The sequence below is a fragment of the Pseudomonas cichorii genome, assembly GCF_019719005.1.
GTDB classification, from domain to species: domain Bacteria; phylum Pseudomonadota; class Gammaproteobacteria; order Pseudomonadales; family Pseudomonadaceae; genus Aquipseudomonas; species Aquipseudomonas cichorii_E.
The window spans coordinates 15,970-38,141 of record NZ_JAIGPJ010000015.1 but is presented as its reverse complement, the minus strand read 5'-3'; the positions used below and the strand labels follow the sequence as shown (position 1 = coordinate 38,141).

At 57.7% G+C, this 22,172-nt stretch carries 18 protein-coding genes and 1 pseudogene; 7 read left to right on the top strand and 12 right to left on the bottom strand.

The window, feature by feature from the left end; translation table 11 throughout:
* Positions 1-83 precede the first annotated feature (83 nt).
* The 5 genes from K5D32_RS13270 to K5D32_RS13250 all read left to right on the top strand — a co-directional run bounded on the left by K5D32_RS13270 (position 84) and on the right by K5D32_RS13250 (position 4,008).
* Positions 84-1,484: a DUF4329 domain-containing protein gene (locus tag K5D32_RS13270; protein ID WP_221600583.1), complete on the top strand. Its 1,401-nt coding sequence runs from the start codon at positions 84-86 to the stop codon at positions 1,482-1,484.
* Between the two features lie 159 nt (positions 1,485-1,643).
* Positions 1,644-2,393 carry an FKBP-type peptidyl-prolyl cis-trans isomerase gene (locus tag K5D32_RS13265; RefSeq protein ID WP_198725413.1) on the top strand — a complete coding sequence of 250 codons (750 nt, stop codon included), beginning with the start codon at positions 1,644-1,646 and terminating at the stop codon, positions 2,391-2,393.
* 357 nt (positions 2,394-2,750) lie between these two features.
* The gene (locus tag K5D32_RS13260) at positions 2,751-3,203 is read left to right on the top strand and encodes a YkvA family protein (protein WP_025261153.1); all 453 of its coding nucleotides are present in this window, start codon (positions 2,751-2,753) and stop codon (positions 3,201-3,203) included.
* A gap of 101 nt (positions 3,204-3,304) precedes the next feature.
* A complete protein-coding gene (locus K5D32_RS13255; RefSeq protein ID WP_221575549.1) occupies positions 3,305-3,646 on the top strand; it encodes a helix-turn-helix transcriptional regulator in 342 nt (113 codons plus the stop codon).
* A complete protein-coding gene (locus K5D32_RS13250) occupies positions 3,643-4,008 on the top strand; it encodes a hypothetical protein (protein WP_198725418.1) in 366 nt (121 codons plus the stop codon). The genes K5D32_RS13255 and K5D32_RS13250 overlap by 4 nt, the downstream gene beginning before the upstream one ends.
* A gap of 70 nt (positions 4,009-4,078) precedes the next feature.
* Here the strand turns inward: K5D32_RS13250 and K5D32_RS13245 are convergent, their stop codons facing one another.
* The 4 genes from K5D32_RS13245 to K5D32_RS13230 all read right to left on the bottom strand — a co-directional run bounded on the left by K5D32_RS13245 (position 4,079) and on the right by K5D32_RS13230 (position 12,279).
* A complete protein-coding gene (locus K5D32_RS13245) occupies positions 4,079-5,851 on the bottom strand; it encodes a bifunctional diguanylate cyclase/phosphodiesterase (RefSeq protein WP_221575550.1) in 1,773 nt (590 codons plus the stop codon).
* Between the two features lie 116 nt (positions 5,852-5,967).
* Positions 5,968-8,049 (bottom strand): carboxy terminal-processing peptidase, encoded by a 2,082-nt coding sequence (locus tag K5D32_RS13240; RefSeq protein WP_221594827.1) that lies wholly within the window; start codon positions 8,047-8,049, stop codon positions 5,968-5,970.
* Between the two features lie 432 nt (positions 8,050-8,481).
* Positions 8,482-10,317, bottom strand: coding sequence for a hypothetical protein (locus K5D32_RS13235; protein ID WP_221600582.1), 1,836 nt, complete (start codon positions 10,315-10,317; stop codon positions 8,482-8,484).
* A gap of 114 nt (positions 10,318-10,431) precedes the next feature.
* Entirely contained in the window at positions 10,432-12,279 is a 1,848-nt protein-coding gene (locus tag K5D32_RS13230) for a hypothetical protein (RefSeq protein WP_221600581.1), read from the bottom strand.
* 336 nt (positions 12,280-12,615) lie between these two features.
* Between K5D32_RS13230 and K5D32_RS13225 the strand changes: the two genes are divergently transcribed.
* Positions 12,616-13,578: an NAD(P)H-quinone oxidoreductase gene (locus tag K5D32_RS13225; protein ID WP_221538543.1), complete on the top strand. Its 963-nt coding sequence runs from the start codon at positions 12,616-12,618 to the stop codon at positions 13,576-13,578.
* A gap of 107 nt (positions 13,579-13,685) precedes the next feature.
* Here K5D32_RS13225 and K5D32_RS13220 read toward each other — a convergent pair whose 3' ends face one another.
* The 6 genes from K5D32_RS13220 to K5D32_RS13195 all read right to left on the bottom strand — a co-directional run bounded on the left by K5D32_RS13220 (position 13,686) and on the right by K5D32_RS13195 (position 19,041).
* A complete protein-coding gene (locus K5D32_RS13220) occupies positions 13,686-14,339 on the bottom strand; it encodes an HAD family phosphatase (RefSeq protein WP_221538541.1) in 654 nt (217 codons plus the stop codon).
* A 131-nt stretch (positions 14,340-14,470) separates the two neighbouring features.
* Positions 14,471-15,460 carry an ABC transporter ATP-binding protein gene (locus K5D32_RS13215; RefSeq protein ID WP_221575555.1) on the bottom strand — a complete coding sequence of 330 codons (990 nt, stop codon included), beginning with the start codon at positions 15,458-15,460 and terminating at the stop codon, positions 14,471-14,473.
* Between the two features lies 1 nt (position 15,461).
* Positions 15,462-16,259, bottom strand: coding sequence for an ABC transporter permease (locus K5D32_RS13210; protein ID WP_221575556.1), 798 nt, complete (start codon positions 16,257-16,259; stop codon positions 15,462-15,464).
* Entirely contained in the window at positions 16,246-17,088 is an 843-nt protein-coding gene (locus K5D32_RS13205) for an ABC transporter permease subunit (protein ID WP_221575557.1), read from the bottom strand. Before K5D32_RS13205 ends, K5D32_RS13210 begins: the two co-directional genes overlap by 14 nt.
* The gene (locus tag K5D32_RS13200) at positions 17,085-17,891 is read right to left on the bottom strand and encodes an alkaline phosphatase family protein (protein ID WP_221600580.1); all 807 of its coding nucleotides are present in this window, start codon (positions 17,889-17,891) and stop codon (positions 17,085-17,087) included. The genes K5D32_RS13205 and K5D32_RS13200 overlap by 4 nt, the downstream gene beginning before the upstream one ends.
* An 82-nt stretch (positions 17,892-17,973) precedes the next feature.
* Positions 17,974-19,041, bottom strand: a complete 1,068-nt coding sequence (locus K5D32_RS13195; RefSeq protein ID WP_200992513.1) for an ABC transporter substrate-binding protein — start codon at positions 19,039-19,041, stop codon at positions 17,974-17,976.
* 350 nt (positions 19,042-19,391) lie between these two features.
* Here K5D32_RS13195 and K5D32_RS13190 point away from each other — a divergent pair.
* A pseudogene (locus tag K5D32_RS13190) lies at positions 19,392-20,105 on the top strand (UTRA domain-containing protein); the annotation flags it as partial.
* Between the two features lie 117 nt (positions 20,106-20,222).
* On the opposite strand, the gene K5D32_RS13185 reads toward K5D32_RS13190, so the two are convergent.
* The gene (locus tag K5D32_RS13185) at positions 20,223-20,564 is read right to left on the bottom strand and encodes a hypothetical protein (RefSeq protein ID WP_221600579.1); all 342 of its coding nucleotides are present in this window, start codon (positions 20,562-20,564) and stop codon (positions 20,223-20,225) included.
* A gap of 253 nt (positions 20,565-20,817) precedes the next feature.
* The gene (locus tag K5D32_RS13180; RefSeq protein WP_025261138.1) at positions 20,818-22,107 is read right to left on the bottom strand and encodes a M18 family aminopeptidase; all 1,290 of its coding nucleotides are present in this window, start codon (positions 22,105-22,107) and stop codon (positions 20,818-20,820) included.
* Positions 22,108-22,172: the final 65 nt, after the last annotated feature.

Genomic DNA, 22,172 nt, shown 5'->3' with positions numbered 1-22,172 from the left:
TCATATCCGCATATGTCATCTCTTCCTCGGGAGCTCCTTACGCTTTGGACTCATTCAGTCCAAGGCTATCAAGGAGCTTTCATATGCAACCCAGACTACGACGCACCAGGCGGTCTATTGCCTCTCATCCACGCATGCCTGCGCTCAGCGAGCCCTTCGATCATCCCGATGATGTGGCGCGGTATGTCCATGAAGTCATCGGTAACAGGCGTGATCGGGAATACGGCGGTTTCATTCTTGTGCGCGGTGATGGCAAGTACGTCGCCACCGAACCCATGGCTGGCAAGACCTTTGAGTTCGATCCCAATGAGGTCTTCCCGAGCCACGAACAGGAGGGATATGTCTATTACCCGGCAGGGCATGCCGATTATGCGATCTACCATTCCCATCCCGCGTTTTTTGCCGGCCTCGATGCGTGGTCTGAAAGGGAAAAGGCCACTTACCCCAACAGTCTTTCCGTGGCCGATATCCATGCGGTGATCGATGATCATGAAGTCTGTTCGGTGACCTATCTGTCGGGGCCGGATGGCTCGCTGATCAAATACACCCTTTCGCATTCCGAAGCGGAGCAGGCCCTTTTCAGGAGGGTGTCCGGCCCGGCTGACAGGCCTCACCAATGCGTGCTCAGCGACGTACACAGAGGGTTGCAGGCGCAAACTCTCATGCCCAGCGATCTGGTCCGGATGCTGGCACATGCCGGGGATTTGCACGTGGTCGTCACCAGTCGGCTATGGGGCAAACCGGGCAAGGTGGCGGATGACTGGCAGCCTTACCCTCCAATGCCTGCGCCTGCTGTCTGCGAGACGGTCTGGCCGGTGACGCCGTTACTCCTGAGCCCGGAATTCCCCAGTGCCGATGAAGCTGCACGCTATGCGCATGGCCGGATCGGGGCCTGGGCTCATTCACAGGCCATCGGTTTTTTGCTGATCGATCCGCAGCGGGGCGTGTACCGGGCGGCGGCCCCGCGCCTGGAAGACGGGAGCATGGTCTACGCGCCTTGTTCGGCATTCCATCCCGATGCCTATTACCGGCCTCCATTGCCTGAAGGGTATCGCATCGATGGCATGTATTTTTCGCCCGATACCGTGATTGCCGAGGGGGAGCGGCCTGAAAGGCGCAACTTCTTTCAGCCGGATGATCTGCACCGCATGTTCGAGTATCGCTATATACCGCCCCGTCGCTCGAAATGGGTGCCGGTGCGCTATGGCTTCACGATGTCCGAGGTTTACTTCTCGTCCCCCGATGGGGCCTTGCTGGGCTATACGCCCAGTCATTCGGCCCTTGAATATCAGTTGCTCAGGCAGCTTTCGCGGGTTTATTCGGGAAGCGAGTCGATACAGGCGCAACTGGCTGCCGGCACACTTGGATGGACTGACTTTGTACGCCGGGTGGCTCAGGCGGGGCGGCTGCGGGTGATAAATCGCAGCCAGAACTGGCCGACAGCGGGTGTGGTTGTCCCGCCTGTATCGCAAGCGGGAAACTGAACTGCGACTGAACGGTGCCGTGTAAACCGGAGAAAACCTTTATTTACCTGAACTTATCGAGCTTGCGCGCCTCTCATGCCGGTAGCCATTGATCGCGGCGGCCTGATAAGCTCGCGGCTTTACTCGTTTGCCCTATTGGCGCATGAACAAGGAATTAGCATGAAACAGCATCGGTTGGCAGCGGCGATTGCCCTGGTCGGTCTGGTACTCGCAGGTTGTGACAAGCAAGCCAGCACTGTCGAGCTGAAAACCCCGGCACAAAAAGCGTCGTATGGTATTGGTCTGAACATGGGCAAAAGCCTGGCTCAGGAAGGTATGGACGATCTGGATTCCAAGGCTGTGGCCCTGGGTATCGAAGACGCCGTTGGCAAGAAAGATCAGAAACTGAAAGACGAAGAGCTGGTTGAAGCCTTCGCTGCGCTGCAAAAGCGTGCCGAAGAGCGCATGGCCAAGCTGAGCGAAGAGTCGGCTGCCGCCGGCAAGAAATTCCTCGAAGAAAACGGCAAGAAGCCGGGTGTGGTCACCACTGCTTCCGGTCTGCAGTATGAAATCGTCAAGAAGGCAGATGGCGCTCAGCCAAAGCCGACTGACGTTGTAACTGTTCATTACGAAGGCAAGCTGACTGATGGCAAGGTATTCGACAGTTCCGTCGAGCGCGGCAGCCCGATCGATCTGCCTGTCGGCGGCGTGATTCCAGGCTGGGTCGAAGGCCTGCAACTGATGCACGTGGGCGAGAAGATCAAACTCTTCATCCCTAGCGACCTGGCCTACGGCGCACAGAGCCCGAGCCCGGCAATCCCTGCCAATTCGGTTCTGGTCTTCGATCTGGAACTGCTCGGCATCAAGGACCCGGCTGCTGCGGCACCTGAAGCTGAAGAAGAACCGGCTCCGGCCAAGGCCAAGAAGTAATATCTGGCCCGGTTTTTCCAAACGCCCTGTCTCGACAGGGCGTTTTTGTATCTGGCGTATTTCCCGAACGCTTCGTTACCCGTACAGTCCCAGTATCATGGCGCGATGAAGATTGTCTGACAGTACGTCACGATTGCACGGGATTAGTCGCGTTAAACCTGTAAGTCAACGATTTTATGGGTCTTTTTATGTGAGTAAAAAATGCCCGATTTAAGCTGGACCCCCGTAGAACGGGGCGCTCAGGCACGAAAACGGGCGCTGTTCACAAGGTTATCCACAGCTTATGTGGATAACCTTGTAAACGGACAGCAGGCTGGAGCTTGTTTACCGACATCACCTCATTGAGCGGGAGTGAACATGAAAGCACCCTGGAACTTCATTCGTTACCTGCCCGGAGCCCGCCGCCTGCTGGCCGCTGGCAGATTGCCGGGCCTGTTGTTTGCCGTGGCGCGCAAAGGTTCGACCGAGGGCAGCCGGCTGGGACGTATCAAGGAAGATCTGCGTCTGTTGCAAGCGCTCTGTCTGGCCTACTGGCGCGGCGAATACCGTGACATCAGTCCCAAGGCCATTCTGTCCATCGTGGCGGGGCTGATGTACTTCCTGAGCCCCTTGGACGCGATTCCCGACTGGATCCCGGGCCTGGGGATGTTCGATGACATTGCGGTTCTGGCCTGGATCATGAAGCACCTGACCGACGAACTGGACGCCTTTCGTGCCTGGCGCGAGCGTCAGTCACCCGAGAAGCTCATAGTTGTTGAACGGCTGCCCGAGACTCAGGCAGCGCTGGAAAGGGAAGGCGGTAAGCTCTGACCGTTTCAGAACTGTTACACCAGCTGTATCAATCCGCTGTTACTATGCCTGCATCTGGAGCAAGCCTATACAAAATGTGTTTTTGTCCTACAGGGGGGTGTATGGATCTTCAAGTGATTTCTCGTGATGGAGAGCCGGAATATGCAGTTCTGCCGTGGGCTCAGTATCAGGCGCTCCTGAAAGCCGCAGGCTTTGCGGAAAAGAAACGTACGGAGCCTGTTCAGGCATCCAGCGAAGCTTCCAGTGCCGATTACCCGGCTTTTGACCAGTTGGCTGCGCTGCGCGAAGCCAAGGGGCTTGAAGCCGCGAAGCTGGCGCGGGCAGTGGGTATCAGCCCGTCCTATCTGGAGCTGATCGAAAACGGAACCCGTGAACCCGATGCCGCGATCAAACGCAGCCTGGCATGGGAGCTGGGACTTCCAGGCTGGAGAAGCGAGCCATGAGTGTGCGCATCAGTCGTCAGCATTGGGATGGACTGTTGAGCGAACTGGACGATGCGCGCCGCCAGCGTCATCTGGTGACTTACAGGGCCTTGCTGGAGCGTCTGCAATTACCCAGCCCGGCCATGCAGACCCTCACCGCAGCCCTTGAGCACCTTGCCGCTCTGGACGTGCGCGCCGAACAGCCGTTGCGCAGTTCGCTGGTCATCAGCCAGGGCGCGAGCCGTTTACCGCGTACCGGCTTTTTCGAGTGTGTTGAGCGACTGGGCAGGTTTTCCGGGCCTTCCGACGGAGTAGCCGCTGCTGCATGGCATGCTTCGGAAGTGGTGCGAGTGTTCGAGTTCTCCTACCCCGAGCCGCTGTAGGAATTCATTCGCGAGTTTTGGCCTTCGCGAATGAATTCACTCCCACATATCTTCAAGTTCGCGAATCGCTTCAGGCGTTGGACAGCAAATCCAGCCGCAACGAATCGATCACATGCACGCTGGCGCCCGCCACGTCCTTGGCGAAGTGTTTGGCCTGGGAGGCCAGGTCGGCCAATTGGCTGGCGTCCACTTGCGAGCAGCTTTCTTCGCGCAGGTGTACGACGCCAATGGATAGCGACAGCAGTGGAAACTCCTGACGCTGACCCTGGCGGTTCAGGGCCGTGAAGCAGCCGGATTGCAGGTGTTCGGCCCTGTAGAAACGTCGGCACTGGTTCTGGAAGTCATCAAGCAGGGACTGCAGGCGTTTCTCCCACTCCTCGAAGCCCAGCACCATCAGAAAGTCATCGCCGCCAATATGCCCGACAAAATCACGGCTCGGGTCAATACGGTCGTTCAGGCATTGCGCCAGACACAGCAATACTTCGTCGCCACGGGCGTAGCCGTAGATATCATTGAACGGCTTGAAGCTGTCGATATCGACATAGCAGATCATCGATTCACGTCCTTGCTGCAACAGGCGCGTCAGGCATTGTTGAATCGGCACATTGCCCGGCAGCAGGGTCAGCGGGTTGGCGTAGCGGGCCTGCTGGATTTTCAGTTCGGTAATCAGTTTCAGAACATCGATCACCCGGCCCAGGCCAATGTAGATGCCGTTGCTGGTGATGATGAAATCTTCTTCGATACGCTGACGTGCGCGGCTGGTCAGCAGGCGGCTGACCTGTTGCAGGGACTGGTTCACTTCCACGGCCAGGAAGTCATCGCTCATCAGGCGGCTGATGGGTTTGCGGGCAAACAGCTCGGTGCCGAACGGCTTGAGCAGCACTTCGGACAATGAGTGGCGATGGACGATGCCGCAGGGCCGGAAGTTCTCGTCCAGCACGGCCAGTGAATTGAGATTTGCCTGTTTGCGGAAGGCTTCGAGCACGTCGGCGGTCGGAGTTTCCTGATTGACCGAAGGTTGCGGGTTGAGCAGGGCACTCAGGTCCGACGCTTCTTCGTTCAGGGACGTGGTGGCCACTTCGGTCTTGGGCAGCATGACCCTCACGTCCCGCGATGGGCGTTCCTGAGGGCGGGCCAGCAGATAACCCTGCACCAGGTCCACGCCCATTTCGGTCAGCGCCGCGAGTTCTTCCTGCAGTTCGATACCTTCGGCAATCACCGTGGCCCGTGAAGCCTTTGCCATTTGCAGCATGGAGCCGACAAACTCGCGCTTGACCGCATCCTGATGAATGCCATCGATGAAGTGCCGGTCGATCTTCACGTAATCGGGGCGCAGTTCCGACCACAGCCTCAGGCTGGAGTAACCGGCACCCAGATCATCCAGTGCGATGGAAAACCCCATGTCGCGGTAATGGTGCAGCGCGTTGTACAGCAGCTCGAAATCATCGGTGGGCATCTGCTCGGTCAGTTCGATCACCACATCTTTCGGGGCGATGCCGTAACGTTGCAGCATTTCAAGGGTGCGACCCGGTGGATGGGAGGCTTCCAGCAGCGATTCGGGGGAGACATTGAGAAACAGCTTGCCCGGCAGCTTCTGCTGGCTGAAGCGACGACAGGCGCCGTCGCGGCAGGTCAGTTCCAGCTCGCTGAGGCGACCTGCCTTGCGTGCCACGGAAAACAGATTGATGGGGGAGTGCAGCTTGCTGTTGGACGGGCCGCGGGTCAGGGCTTCATAACCCAGGATGCTGCGTCCCGAGAGCGAAACGATGGGTTGAAACAAGCTGTGCAAATCACTACGAGCCAGAATAGAACTCAGTGCACTCAACTGCTCATTCATCGTCATGGCGGTCTCTGGATATAAAAAGGGGCTGAACGCGCTTACGCTCAGCCCCTTATTACACTACAGATCAATGACTGTTTAATGACAGATGCCATTATTTGGCCATTAACGATGAGCGATTACTTCTTTGCTACCGAACCGCTCAGACCCAGGTAGTCGATCAGAATGCGCCCGGTTTCTGCCAGATAGGCATCATCCTCGGGTTTGGTCTTCTCGTTTTCTACCGGCAGGGCATCTTCATCCTCTTTTTTCAGCTCCTTGAGCGGTTCCTCACCCTTGGCCTTGCGGCGGGTGTTTTCCAGGGCCAGTTGTTTGTTTTCGATCGCGCTGTGTTCGGCACGACGATCCGCTTCGTTGAGGCTGACGGTTTTTTCGCTCATCAGCTTCTTGGCCAGGGCCAGGCGGTCTTCGATGAAGACAAACTCGGCGTCCTTGGCTGTACGGGTTTCATGACGCGACTGCAACTGCGCCAGGAATGGCTTGAACGGATCGATGGCAGGTTTGATCGCCGGCTTGATGCTGTCCCATGGCATGGCCTCGGGCAGGGCACTTTCGCCGATTTCCTTGGTGTCGATCAGCGACGGGTAAGTGATGTCCGGCACCACGCCCTGATGCTGGGTGCTTTGACCGGATACCCGGTAGAACTTGGCCAGTGTCAGTTTCAGCTCGCCATGGTTGAGCGGCTGGATGGTTTGAACGGTGCCTTTACCGAAGGTCTGCCCGCCGATCACCAGTGCGCGGTGATAGTCCTGCATGGCGCCTGCGAAAATCTCCGAGGCCGATGCTGACAAGCGGTTGACCAGCAATGCCATCGGACCTTTGTAGAAGGCACCTTTGGCTTCGTCTTCGAGGACATCGACCTTGCCGTCGGCATTACGCACCAGAACGGTCGGGCCTTGTTCGATGAACAGGCTGGTCAGCTCGGTGGCTTCCTGCAGGGAGCCGCCGCCGTTGTTACGCAGGTCCAGCACGACGCCATCGACATTCTCTGCCTTGAGCTCGGTCAGCAGTTTCTTGACGTCGCGGGTGGTGCTCTTGTACTGCGGGTCACCGGCACGGTAGGCCTTGAAGTCCAGATAGAAGGCTGGAATCTCGATGACGCCGAGCTTGTAGTCCTTGCCATCCTGATTCAGGTGCAGGATCGACTTCTTCGCCGCCTGCTCTTCAAGCTTGACCGCTTCGCGGGTGATGGAAACGATCTTGCTGGTCTGGTCGTTGGGCGCATTGCTGGCAGGAATGACTTCCAGGCGTACCACCGAGCCTTTTGGCCCGCGAATCAGTTTGACCACTTCGTCCAGGCGCCAGCCGATCACATCGACCATTTCCTTGTCGCCCTGGGCGACACCGACGATCTTGTCGGCCGGAGCGACCTGTTTGGTCTTGGCTGCCGGGCCTGCCGGTACCAGACGCACGATCTTCACGTTGTCGCTGTCGCTCTGCAACACGGCGCCGATGCCTTCCAGCGACAGGCTCATGTTGATGTCGAAGTTTTCCGCGCTGTCGGGAGACAGGTAGTTGGTGTGCGGATCGTAGGACATGGCGAAGGTATTGATGTACGCCTGGAAGATATCTTCAGCGCGGGTCTGGCCCAGGCGCGCCAGTTGATTCTTGTAACGCTTGGTCAGGGTTTCCTGGATCTTCGACGGATCCTTGCCAGCGATCTTCAGACGCAGGACTTCATCCTTGACGCGTTTGCGCCACAGCTCGTCGAGTTCGGCTTCGTTCTTGGGCCATGCGGCGTCCTTGCGGTCGACCAGCAGGGTTTCCTTGGTGTTGAAGTCGATCTTGTCGACGCCCTTGTTCAGTTCTGCCAGAACGAAATCCATGCGCGCTTTCACGCGATCCAGATAACGCTTGTACATGATGAAACCAGGGTTCAGGTCGCCGCTCTTGAGGAAGTCGTCGAACTGGGTCTGCCACTTGTCGAATTCTGTGATATCGCTGGCCGTGAAATAGCTGCGGGCCGGGTCCAGAAGTTTCAGGTAGCTCTGATAGATGATGACCGAGCGTTTGTCATCCAGCGGTGGTTTGCTGTAGTGATGCCGCTTGAGCAGCTCGACCACGTTGAGACTGGCAACCACTTCGTCGCGGTCCGGCTGAAGGTTATCCCAGCTGTTGGCGGCAAAAGTGCTGGCTGACATCGGCAACAGGCTCAGACCGATAGACAGTGCGAGGGCGGTGCTTGGGAGTAAGTGCTTCATGCTGATTCGACGTGGTGACAAGTGAGAACGCATATTAGGCCGTCTTTGAGGTCGCCGGTTCCTTCGGACCCGGCCGCATAATGCAAAAGCCCGGCTAAACAGCTTCGGGCTCAGTCTGGACTCACTATGGAGGCACTGTAGAGGCATTGCAAGGTGCCCAAGCATATGTCCCGCAGCTGAAGGCATCAGGTTCGGTGATGAATACAGAGTGCGTTCGTCTCCGGATCGCGGCGCTTGTCGCGGCACACGATGCGACAGGTGAGCATCTGGAGGTCCTGACGAGCACCGCTGCCAAACAGGGTTGATTCAGCCGGCATTCAGCTTTTGCTCAATGCATGTGCTTCGAAAGCGGGGCCATGTGTGTGCCATCAGAGCCCCGCTGGTAGAAGCCCGCCCCGCAATGCATCTGCATTCAGGGCTGAGTCAAGGAACTCATGCCGTCCAGATCAGGTTGTCCAGAAGCACCGTGCCTTGCTGCTGACTCATTGATACTCTGGCAATACGGCATCCTTGGCTCAGGTGAATTTCCTGGGAGACGATCCCGGTACCGGATTGTAGTTGTGCACTAACAACAGGCTTGTCATCAATGTCGTAAAAGGTGATTTGATCCCTTGTCGGGTCAGCGCCAACGTGAGACAGCGTCAGGGTCTTGATCAGGCCGGAAAAGTTGAATATGAACTGATTATCTCCTTTGACTTCAAGGCTGCGGCTGCCAAAAGCTGGATGAGTTGCGCTGACGTTTACAATAGAAAGCGGCCTATGATGGATGGAAAGATTCATATCATCCGAGCAATACAATGTGTGTGGAACCGGCAAATCCTGGGTGGGAAAACTTTCCCAGTTCTCGGAGCCACTGACCGGGTAGTAATGGATAATTAACACGTTGTCGATCGGAAACGGCACCCGTGTCAGCCCGTTGTCGAACGATATCTCCATGACCAATCGCACGTATTTGTTGTGCTTGAGTTTTTGCAGTTCACTCAACGCCACTTTGGTGCTCTGGGCCGTGTCACTGGTGATCGCGAAATCCTGCCAGGTCGGGTGATTCCAGTTATAGACCGAGCCATCGCGGGCGGTGCCTTCAAAGCGCAGCCAGATGCGCTGACCTGCTGCGATGAGCGGCCAGGCCTCGACCGTTAGGTCGACATCGTCGTTTAATGGGTTCATGTACAGTATCTTGCCGGGAGCTTGTGTGATTCTCGGTGTCGGCAAAGACGATTCTGGTAAGGCCTCTACCGTCAGAGACAGCGGATCTGACTCCACCTCGTTCGCGTCACGGGTCACGACATAGGTGACCTCCAGTGTTTTCCCTAGCACGCAGGCAATAGCTGCAGGCGTAACGGTAAATTCGACACTTCCGGCCTGATTACCGGGCTGCGAAACAGGGTAGGTAGCATCCTCATGGCCGTCCCAGCGTACGCGGATATTATCGGTGTCGAGCATGCCTGGGTAAGTAACCACCACGGTTGCACCTGCCACGGCCTGGAGTGGATCCAGTACGCCTTCAGGCGCTTCGCTCACACGTGGGGCGGGTGTTACGAGGATATCGACGGCAGTGAACGCGACGAGTGAATAGCCCGACCAGTTGCTAACCCGGTCGCTGATCCCGTAATAGACCGTCAGGTTGTCACCACTGCCAGCAGCCTTCTGCAACGCGGCGCTCACGGTGATGGTCTGCGGTTTTCCTGTCTGGTCCGCAGGCAGTGGCGGGTTCTCGACTACGAATTCGCTGCTCGCCCAGAATAGACGGAGGACGTCGCCTTCCTGCATGTTGTCCCAGACGGCGATGGTCAGCGGCAGATCGGCGGGCACCTCGATATGTGAAGGCAGGTTTTCTACAGGTGCCAGATTGTCATTGATGTAGGGCGAGTAGTTATCCGTATCAAGGCCGCCGGGCACGCTGCGTTTTGACCGTACCTGGCGCACGGGAGAATCCTCAGGTGTACCGCCCGCAGCGGGTGTTATCCGGTAGAACACCTCGCAAACTTCCGGGGCATCGGGAATATCCTGAGGCAGCACTGAAAAGTCGATGGAGGGGCGATCAGGATTGGCGAGCAGGCTCTGGACGATTTTGCCGTTCCACAGCAATTCGATGAGATCGCCTTTAGCTGTACCGGGCGGCGTGACTGCGAACAGCGCCACGCCTTTTTGCGGGTCTTTCAGATCGGCCCAACCCAGTCCGCTATGGCCGTTGAGGTCGATTGACGGTATCAGCAGCGCGGGCAATTGCCCGGATTGTTGGTTGACTGATGTAAAGGACGTATTCATGAATGGCTCCGTGCTATGTCATGACTTCGTTGAAAGAGGGCCGCTACGATTTCCCTTCAATTGCTGGATGCCCGGATATCGAGGCATGCAGCAACGGCCAGGTTAGTTGCTGGCTCAAGGGCTCCATGCCGTCCAACTCAGGTTGTCCAGAAGTACTGTGTCAGTGTTGTTCTTAATAATTATCCGGAAATACCGGCAGGCCGAGTTGAGGGTCTTTTTGTATGTAACGACTGTGGTGCCCGACTGGATTGTCTCTCTTGCAATCTCAACGTCCATAATGTCGAAGAAGCTGATGTAGTTTTCATCCGAGTCCGCTCTGGCATGAGACAAGGTCAGCGTTTCGATAAAGCCTCCACAGTTAAACGCTATGCTGGAGTCACCTGTGAGCTGAAGCGTACGGTCGCCGAACTCGGGATAAGTGCCTCTCACGTCTACAATGGACGCAGGAACATCGAATATTCTGAGGTCGGAGCCATTCGAACATGGTATGTCAACTCCCAGTGGCAACTCCTCTTTCTGGAAAGTCTGCCAATCTTCGGAACCGCTGACCGGGTGATAAACAATGATTCCAATCGTCTCGATCGGGAGTGGTGTCCGGCTCAGCCCGCCATCGAACGATATTTCCATGATCAGTCGCAGATTGCTGCCGCCTTTGAGTTTCTGCAGTTCACTCAATGCCACATTGGTGTTCTGGGCTGTGTCAGTGGTGATTGCGAAATCCTGCCAGATCGGGTGATTCCAGTTATGGGCCGAGCCATCCTCTGCGGTGCCTTCGAAACGCAGCCAGATGCGCTGATCGGTTGCGATGAACGGCCACGCCTGTACGGTCAGACTAACGTCGGCTTCCAGTATCTGGACTGGCAGCATTTTGCTCCAGCCGGCTTTCGGGATTCCTGGCGTCGGCAGGACCGAGTCAGGTAGTGCCTGTATTTTCAAGGGCAGAGGATCTGATTCCTGCTCGTCCGGTCCTCGGGTAATGACATAAGTGACCTGGAATGTTTTGCCCAAGGCAGATGCAATTGCGGCAGGTTTGACGGTGAACTGCACACTTCCTGCTGGATTGCCGGGCAGGGTAGCAGGATCGGTCACGTCCTCGTGGCCGTCCCAGCGTACGCGAATGCTGTCGGTGTCACGCATGTCGGGGTAAGCCACCACCACTGTTGCACCTGCCAGGGCCAGCATAGGGTCCAGCTCGCCATCGGGCGCTTCCTTCACCGTCGGTGCGGGCGTCACGAAGATATCGACAGTGGTGAACGCGACGAGCGAATAGCCCGACCAGTTGCTCACCCGGTCGCGGATTTCGTAACAGACAGTGAAGGTGTCGCCGTTGCCAGCTTCCAACTGCAACGCAATCGGTACGATGACAGTCTGTGGCTTGCCTGTTTCACTGGACGGTAACGGTGGGTTTTCAACAACGAACTCTCTACTGCCCCAGAACACACGGAGAATGTCGCCTTCCTGCATGTTGTCCCAGGCGGCGATGGTCAGCGGCAGATCGGCGGGCACCTCGATATGTGAAGGCAGGTTTTCTACAGGTGCCAGATTGTCATTGATGTAGGGCGAGTAGTTATCCGTATCAAGGCCGCCGGGCACGCTGCGTTTTGCCCGTACCTGGCGCACGGGAGAATCCTCAGGTGTACCGCCCGCAGCGGGCGTTATCCGGTAGAACACCTCGCAAACCTCTGGCTCATCGGGGATATCCTGAGGCAGCACTGAAAAGTCGATGGAGGACCGATCAGGATTTGCGAACAGGCTCTGGATGACCTGACCGTTCCACCACAACTCGATGAGATCGCCTTTGACTATACCGGGCGGTTTGACTGCGAACAGCGCCACGCCCTTTTGCGGATCCTTCAGGTCGGCCCAACCCAGTCCCGCATTTTCGCTGATGTCGATTGACGGGATCTGCAGGGCAGTCAGTTTCCCTGATTGCTGGTTGGGTGGTGGGGAGGATGTATTCACGAATGGCTCCTTGCTAAGTCATGACTTCCTTTAAGGCGGATCACCGTAGCGATGCCTGTCGGTTGAGGTCCGGGCTAAAGATCGGAGCAGGCCGGGACGATGCAATCGAGCGCGGTGTATTTCAGGTGAGCGCTGGCCATGATTTGAATCTTCCAAAATCTTTTCCGGAGTTCTGCGATGTGGCAATGTCAGGGGAGTATTTAACCGATGAATCTGCGTGTCACTGTCAGAAATGACAGTGCCGGACAGTCGGGCAGATTAAAGGTCGCCCGTTCGTGAACCCGGTCGCATAATTCAAAAGCCCGGGCGATTGCCCTGACTCACTACGGAGGCACTGTGAAGGCATTACAAGGCATTGAAGGACATGTGGAATGGGTCGAAGAGCCAAGTCCGGCCCTTGATGTGGGACAAGTTCGCATCAAAGTGGCTGCCGCGGGCCTGAATCGGGCTGATCTGTTGCAGCGTGCGGGTTTGTATCCGCCACCGGCGGGCGTCACGTCGATCCTGGGCCTTGAGTGCTCGGGCGTGATCGACGAAGTCGGGCCGGGCACTTCCTGGCAGGTTGGCGACCGCGTCTGCGCGCTGCTGGCGGGCGGTGCCATGGCCGAAGAGGTGGTGGTCGATGCGCGTCATGTGCTGCGCGTGCCCGAAGGTCTGTCGCTGCATGAGGCGGCCGCGATCCCGGAAGTCTATGCCACGGCATGGCTGAATCTGTTCCAACTGGCAGGTCTGAAGCCCGGTGAAAAAGTCTTGCTGCATGCCGGAGCAAGTGGCGTGGGTTCAGCGGGTATCCAGCTCTGCAAGGCTTTCGGCAGCCCGGTCTGGGTCAGCGTCGGCTCGACCGAGCGTCTGGCCTATTGTGTTGAACTGGGTGCGCAAGGCGGCGTTGTGCGCAGCGACAGCCTGGAAAGCCTGAGTGACTTTGCCCCGTTCGATGTGATCCTCGACCCGGTCGGCGCCAATTACGCAGCGCTGAACGTCAAGCTGCTGGGGCTCGATGGTCGCTGGGTGCTGATCGGCCTGATGGGCGGGCGCGAGGCGCAGGTGGACCTGGCTCAAGTATTGGGCAAGCGTATCCAGATTCTCGGGTCGACCTTGCGCAGCCGTGATGAGCAGTTCAAGGCCGACCTGCTCAGCGATCTGGGTCAGCACGTCTGGCCGCTATTCACTGAAGGACGCCTCAAACCGCAACTGGCCAAGGCTTTCCCGATCAAGGACGCCGAAGCCGCATTTGCTGAGCTGGCGACCAATCAGGTGTCGGGCAAGATTGTGCTGGTGATCGACGAGAGCCTCGTTTAGCGCCATTGCCGCGTAGGAGCGAATTCATTCGCGAAGGGCCTTCGCGAATGAGCGGAGCGCCGCCGGATTCGCTCCTACGGAAATGCGTTTTGATTCATGATGTTGGATTACTTCCAGTCATGCACCGGCCAGCCTGCTTTTGCGGCATGCTCGCGCAGTACGGCATCCGGATTGACCACATGGGGATGGTCAACCTTGAGCAGCAACGGCAAATCGTTGCGTGAGTCGGAGTAGAAGCTTGCACCTTCGAGGTTTTCACCCTCGGCATCCAGCCAGTCCATCAGGCGCGTGATCTTGCCTTCGCGGTAGGTCAGCACGCCTACGGTTGCGCCGCTATAGACGCCATTCTGCACATCCAGCTCGATCCCCAGCACTTCATCGATGCCCAGGCGCTCGGCAATGGGTTTGACCAGATGCACGCCCGACGCCGAAATCACCAGAATGCGGTCACCTTTGGCGCGATGCTGCGCGATGCATTTGCAGGCGTCGCTGTAGATGATCGGTTCGATGAAGTCCTCGACCCATGGGCCGACCAGATGATCGACTTCCTCTGGTGTACGGCCTGCCATGGGTTCAAGGCTGAAGGCCATGTAATCTTCCATGGCCAGTTTGCCTGCGCTGTAGGCGGCCATCAACTCGTCGTTACGCTTCATGAACGACTCGGGATCGACCCAACCCAGACGTCCCATCTGCTCGCTCCACAAGCTGGCGCAGTCACCGCCGATCAGGGTTTCGTCTAGGTCGAAAATTGCTAAAGGCATGCACGCCTCCTTAGGTTTGTTGTTCGGGTGAGTGGGTGGTGGGCGTGCAGCTGCAAGTTATAAGCGGCAAGCTTCAAGCGGTTTTGCGTGCTCTTCACTTGCAGCTTGAAGCTTGCAACTTGCCACTGCCCCTAACCCACCTCACACAAAGCCGAAAGCTCGATGTTCAGGCTCACACGTTGTCCGTTCGGGTGGAGGTCTTTCGCGCTACGGTTGAGTACGTCGACCACCAGTTCCACGTCACGGGCCTGTACGCGATAGCGGATCACGTTGCCCAACAGGCTGTGACTGAGCACTTCGCCTTCCAGTGCGCCGGTCACGCTGAGCTGGATGGCTTCGGGGCGGATGGCAACGCGGGTGTTGATCGGACGCTGCATCAGGCGAGAGGCGTCGTCGGGTTCAAGCAGGTTGTAGTTGCCGATGAAACCGGCCGCAAAGACGTTCGCAGGTGAAGTGTAAAGGGTTTCGGCATCGCCACTCTGGACGATACGACCCTGGTTCATCAGGAAGATTCGGTCTGACATGGTCAGCGCTTCTTCCTGATCGTGGGTGACAAAGATGGTGGTCAGGCCCAGTTCGCGCTGAATGGCGCGGATCTGTTCGCGCAGGTGTTTGCGGATCCGTGCGTCCAGTGCCGACAGTGGCTCGTCGAGCAGCAGCAGGCGCGGGCGAGTGACCAGCGAGCGGGCCAGGGCAACGCGCTGGCACTGGCCGCCGGACATCTGGTGCGGATAACGGCTGGCGAAATCGGTCAGTTCGACCAGCTTCAGCACTTCGGCGACACGCTTGTGGACGTCGTCGGCGTTGACCTTCTGGATGCGCAGGCCGAACGCGACGTTTTGCTCCACGGTCATGTTGGGGAACAGTGCGTAGCTCTGGAATACCATGCCGATATTGCGTTTTTGCGGGGTGACCGGCACCAGGTCCTGGCCATCGAGCAGGATGCGTCCGCTGTTCACCGACGTCAGCCCGGCGATGCAGCGCAGCAGGGTCGACTTGCCGCAGCCCGACGGGCCGAGCAGGGTGACGAACTCGCCGCGTCCGATGGCGCAGTTGATATCGCTGAACACCGCTGTGCTGGCGTAGCTTTTCTGCAGGTTTTCGATACTGACAAAACTCATATCAGTCTTTGTCCTTGTTCAGTCGGTTGGCGGCCCAGGTCAGCACCAGCACGAAGAGGAAATAGGAAATCACCAGCGCACTGTTGAAGTGCCCGCTGCTGTTGCGCATGTTGTTGAGGTACACCTGCAGGGTTTCATAGCGGGTGCCCACCAGCAGGTTGGCGAAGACGAACTCGCCGAACAGGAAGGAGAACGACAGCAGCAACGCCACCAGCAAGCCCTTGCGCAGGTTGGGCAGCACCACCATGAAAGCCGCCTGCCAGGTGTTAGCCCCCAGCAACTGGGCGGCGTCCATCAGGTCGGTGAGGTTGATCGCCTGCAGGTTGTTGCTGATGGCCCGGTACATGAACGGCAGTGCGACGGTGAAGTAGCAGCCGATCAGAATCCAGGGCGTGCCGACCATGGCAAAGGGACCGGAGCCATAGAGTTGCAACAGGCCTACGGCCGAGGCCACGGGTGGCACGGCGAAGGGCAGCAGGATCAGGATGTTCATCAGCGCATCCAGGCGCGGGAAGTGGTAATGCACCACGAACAGCAGTGGCAGGATCAGCACCACCGACAGAATCAGCGCGCCCACGCAGACCAGCAGCGACTGGCCGAATGCGGTGAGGAAGCGCGGGTCGCTCCACAGCGCGATGTACCATTTGAAGGTCAGGCCGCTGGGCAGAATGCTCGCCGACCAGCTGGTGGACAGCGAGTACAGCAGCGTACCGGCCAGTGGCAGCAGCAGAATAAAGAACAGGGCATAGACCACGAAGCGGTGGTAGATCCCAGCGGGACCTCTTTCAGCGCGAGACATGGTAGCTCCTCTTCAGCAACCATTGATGAACGACAGTGACCAGCGTCATCAGGCCTACCAGAATCATCGCCAGGGCACTGGCCATGTTCGGGTCGAGGCTGATGTCACCGGACACCATGGCTGCGATGCGGATCGGCAGCACGTTGAAGTTGCCGGTGGTCAAGGCATAGACGGTGGCGTAGGCACCCAGCGCATTGGCCAGCAGAATCACGAAAGTACCCAGCAGCGCAGGCGTCAGGACCGGCAGGCCGATGTAGCGCCAGTACTGGAAACTGCTGGCACCCAGCAGAGCCGAGGATTCGCGCCAGTCTTCGCGCAAGGCATCGAAGGCCGGGTAGAGCAGCAGCACGCCCAGAGGGATCTGGAAGTAGGTGTAGAGAATGATCAGGCCGGTCTTGGAATACAGGTTGAAGTCTTCAATGATCCCGGCCTTCTTGAGCATCAGCGTTACAGCGCCGTTGAAGCCCAGCAGGATGATGAAGGCGAAGGCCAGCGGCACACCCGAGAAGTTGCTGGTCATGTTGGCGAAGGAGTTAACGAAGTCCCGTAGCCGCGAATCCACGTTGCGCAGCGAGTAACTGCCCAGTACCGCGATCACGATGCCGAACAGGCTGGACCAGAAACTGATCTCCAGGCTGAACTGAATGGCCTGACGGTAGAAGCGGGAGCTGAACGCCTTGGCGAAGTTGTCAAACCCCCAGCCTGCTTCGGAGTGCAGGCTGTTGATCATGACCCAGACCAGCGGCGCAATTTGAAACACGATGAAGAACAGGGCAAACGGCAGCAGGCAGAGCAGCCCCAGCCATTTGCCACGATTGTTGGTAGTCAATTGAGGATCTCCCGGCAGACCGGTTTGTCGTGGGGCACGCCGAGCAGTTCGCAGACAGTGCCGCACAGCTCGGTTTGTCTGGGGGTTGCCTGTGCGTCAAGACTGAATGCATCGCCCAGCACGAACAGCGGCACCTCACGTTCTTCGGGAAGCAGCCCGTTATGTGATCGGTCGTTGTTCATGCCGTGATCGGCGGTGATCAGCACCTGGTAGCCAGCGTCGAGCCAGCGTTGCAGGTAATCGGCAATCAGGATGTCAGCGCTGCGTGCGCTGTTACGGTATTGCGGGCTGTCGAGGCCGTGCTTGTGCCCGGCGTCGTCGATGTTCATGGGGTGGATCAACAACAGATTCGGTGAGTGTCTGACCCGCAGGCTTTCGGCGTCGGCAAACAGGTGCGAATCGGGGTAATGGTCGGCGTAGTAAAAATGCCCGTGCTGGATCGGCAGCGCCAGGTCGTCGGTATGACGGTCCCGGGCGGCGTCGAACGGCGTTCGGTTATACAGCTCGCTGACCCAGTGATAGGCCGCCGCAGCCGTGGTGAGTCCGGCATCGGTGGCGTAGTGGAACATGCTGCGCTGGTTGGACAGGCGTGAAACCTGGTTATGCACAATGCCGCTTTCGATGGGCGTGACCCCGGTCAGGATGCATTCGTACAAGGGGCGTGACAGCGCTGGCAATTCGCATTCGAGCTTGTACAGCACGGCCCGGCCTGCGCTGCTGTAAGCCTGAAGATGCCCCATCGCATGCCTTGCCACTTCGTAGTTGAGGCCATCGAGCACGATGAGGATGACATTGTGTTTCATGAGCCGGTCGCTCCAACTGCAATCGATACAAGGGTGTTACAGGCAAGGGCGAGCAGACACGCTGACTCGCCCTCTGCCTTGATCAGTTCATTTCAACGATGACCTGCTCGTTCCACATCTGAGGCAGCTTCTTGGAAGTCGCTTCCCACGCCGCTGCGTTCTTGATCGGGGTCACGCCCTTGTACTGCTCGTTTGGCAGCAGTTTGGCCTGAACTTCTGCCGGCAGGGTCAGGTGCTCGGCACGAATCGGACGTGCGTTGCCTTTGGCCAGGTTGATCTGGCCGGCGTCGCTGAAGATGTATTCACGCGCCAGTTTGGCCGCGTTCGGGTGCTTGGCGTATTTGTTGATGATGGTGGTGTAACCGGAAATCACCGAGCCATCGGACGGGATCAGCACCACGTAATCGTCCGGGTTGGTCATCTTGGCCTTGTAGCTCAGGCCGTTGAAGTCCCAGACGATGCCGACTTCGACTTCACCTTTTTCCATGCTCTGGATGTTCGGGTTGTTGAGTGCCAGGCGTTTCTGCTTGGCCAGCTCGGTGAACAGTTGCAGGCCTGGAGCGATGTTGCTCTCATCGCCTTTCATGGCGATGGAAGCCGCCAGCACACCGTTGGCGGCCTGGGCGGCGGTGCTCACGTCACCGATGGTGACCATGTATTTGCCGCTCTTGAGGTCGGACCATTTGGTTGGTACTTCAGAACCGTGCAGCAGCTTCTTGTTGACGATGAAAGCGATGGTGCCGGTGTAAGCCAGAGCCCAGTGGCCGTCCTTGTCCTTGGCCCAGTCCGGGACCTGTTCCCAGGTGCTTGGCTTGTAGGGCTGGGTGACGCCCTTGGCAACGGCAATCGGGCCGAAGGCTGCGCCCACGTCGCCGATGTCAGCACTGGCGTTGTCTTTTTCCGCATCGAACTTGGCCACTTCCTGAGCCGAGCTCATGTCGGTGTCCATGTGCTTGAGGCCATACTTGCTTTCCAGGTCGGCCCAGGTCGCTTTCCAGTTGGCCCAGTCATCCGGCATGCCGACGCTATTGACCGCGCCTTCGGTTCTGGCTGCGGCTTCCAGCGTCTTGAGGTCTGTGTCCGCTGCCATAACCGAGGTACTCAGGGCAATGGCGGAACCGAGGAGTGATGCCAACAATAGGTGTTTCATTCAAATCTCCTTTTGCACTTCTTCAGGAAGCGTTCGTTGCGGATGGTTGGTCTAGATCAGCAATACCTGAGCCAAGTTAGGCTTCTTGCATGACATTTTTGTGTCGAGTGGTGTTTTCTGTTCTATGGTCAGAGCCTGTGAGCTGCGCTGAAGGCTAAGCGTAGACCATCCTGGATAGCCTGTTCTCCAAGGACTTTCCCGGTGTTCAAGCGACCATTGGCATGGAATGTGAAGCGATTTGTCACATGACAGTCATATATGCGACCTAGGCTTGAAAGCACTTTCAATGAGGGCTCAAGTCTCGAAGCGTGCCCTTTAATGGAGCTGGTCTAGTCCAGCCAGGTATCCTGATGCGCGAAGATGTACCACGAGCGGTAACCACCATCTGCAATGCCTTGCAGGAGCAGATCGAGCACGGCTTGTTACCGTCTGGTAGCAAACTGCCTGCCGAGCGCAAGCTCAGTGAAGTATTTGATACGACACGTATCACCCTGCGCGAAGCCCTGGTGCAGCTGGAAGCCCAGGGGCTGATCTACCGCGAGGAGCGTCGTGGCTGGTTTGTTTCGCCCCCGCGTCTGGCCTATGACCTGATCCGCCGTAGCCATTTTCATGCAATGGTCCAGGCCCAGGGGCGTGTAGCCGAAACCCAGGTCATTTCAGCACGGTTGCAACCGGCCTCGGCGAAAATCTGTGAAAAGCTCCAGTTGCCAGCGCTGTCCAGCGTGATCCAGATCTGCCGGGCGCGGCGCATCGATCAGCGCCTGGTGCTGTATGTCGAGCATTACCTGAACCCGGAATACTTCCCCGGCATCCTCGACTGCGACTTCAGCCAGTCCCTCACCGAGCTGTACGCCAGCCGCTACGATCTGTCCTATGGTCAGGTGCATTTCGAGATTGTGCCTACGGCTCTGCATGCCGATGCCTGTGCGGCGCTCAAGGTTTCAGTGGGCAGCCCGGGCTTGTGCATTGCCAGGGTCAACTACGATCAGCGTGGTCGCCTGATCGATTGCGACCTCGAATACTGGCGGCATGATGCGATTCATGTCAGTGCGGTGGCGGGGGATTTTCTGTCCAGTCTGCCGGTTGTCGGCGACACCCAAGAGAGTGTTTCGCCTCTGGGCCAAGTAAGCCGGGAGGCGAATCACTATTAAACTAAGTATTATGTAAATCACTGCTATCAGTCAGGGAACGATATCAACTTCCACCGCCCCGGAATCACCAACGTCGTTGACGTGGTAATAAATCTTCAGCTTTTTCCATCCTGAATAAACGGACGAATAGGGGATCTGGAGTGTTAGTTCTTTTACCTGCTGAACAGTATGAATCTGCGGGAAAGTAAGCTCGGGTGCCTGAGGCGTGCCTTCCCATGGGACTGAAATCATGTCGCCAGCTTTCATGGCCGGGTAAACGGGCACAACGACCTTGATACCGCTTCCAAGAAGCTGCGCCAGGCTCAATGCACCGTCGTCGTTTAGTTGAGGTAACGAAGGGGTTGGTAATTTCTTTTGCATTTGTGTGTTCATGATTAATTTCCTTATTTTTATTGTATTCATGGAGGCCTTATATGGGCACTCCTGACAGGTCTGCACTTGTCATGTCTGTTGATTGAATCCACTCAAGATTATTTCTTGAGGTTGAATAGCAGCGAACAGGAGTTTGTTAGTTTCTGTCAACTGTTTTTAGTCGACACGAAGCAATGAAGGCTTCGGCATTGCGCTTGAAGCCTTCTGAGGGGAATGAATCCGCGATAGCGAATTCATTCGCGAAGAAGGGAAACTACGGCAGCTCGTGACTGGCGTAGAACGCACTCAACACTTTCACCAGATGGGAAAGGTCATGGCTGCCGGCCAGTTCTCGGATCGAGTGCATGGCAAAGGTCGGCAGGCCGATATCCACGGTACGAATGCCCAGGTGGCTTGCTGTGATCGGGCCGATGGTCGAGCCGCAAGCCATGTCGCTACGTACCACAAAGCTTTGCACCGGGACTTCTTCGGCCATGCACAGGTGGCGGAAGAAACCGGCAGTTTCGCTGTTGGTGGCATAGCGCTGGTTGCTGTTGACCTTGATGACCGGCCCGGCATTGAGTTTCGGGCCGTGGTTGGCGTCATGTTTTTCGGCGTAGTTGGGGTGGACGCCATGGGCGTTGTCCGCAGAGATCAGCAGCGATTTCTGGATGGTACGCACATAGTCTTCGCCGTTGGGCAGCAGGCGCTGGATGATCTGCTCCAGCATCGGGCCGTCTGCGCCGCAGGTCGACGAGGAGCCGACTTCTTCATGATCGGTACACACCAGCAGAGCGGTTTCATCGGTGTCGCTGTTGAGCAGCGCCTGCAAGCCTGCGAAGCATGACAGCAGGTTGTCCAGACGGGCACCGGCAATGAAGTCGCCATTGAGGCCGACCACGGCTGCGCTCTGGGTGTCGTAGAAGCTCAACTCGTAATCGAGCACCACATCGGCGTTCAGGTCGTGTTCACGGGCCAGTTGCTCGGTGAGCAGGGCGCGGAAGTCGGCGCGTTCGTCACCGGCCACCTGGGCCAGGATCGGCGGCAGTTCGTTCTGGGCATTGATCGCCCAGCCTTCATTGGCGGTACGATTGAGGTGAATGGCCAGGTTGGGAATGATCGCGATAGGCAGCTTGAAATCGATCAACTGGCTTTCGACCTTGCCATCACGGCGGAAGGTTACACGCCCGGCCAGCGACAGGTCACGGTCGAACCAGGGTGCCAGCAGCGCGCCGCCGTAGACCTCCACACCCAGTTGCCAGAAACCCTGACGCTGCAGCTCCGGCTGCGGCTTGACCCGCAGGCATGGGCTGTCGGTATGGGCACCGACCATGCGGATACCGCCAGTCAGTGGCGATTGGCGGCCCATTCTGAACGCGACGATGGAGGAATCATTGCGAGTGACGTAATAACGCCCGCCCGTTTCGATCGCCCAGGTTTCGCGCTCGTCCAGACGCTGGAAACCGGCCGCTTCGAGATGATTTACAAGGGTTGCAGTGGCATGGAACGGGGTAGGGGAGGCCTTGAGAAAGTCGATCAGGCCTTTGTTCAGCTCTTCGCGCATAGGTAGCTCCAGACAGCAATGGCGCGAGTTTACCGTATTGGCCCCAGTCGTGCTTTTCGCGAACA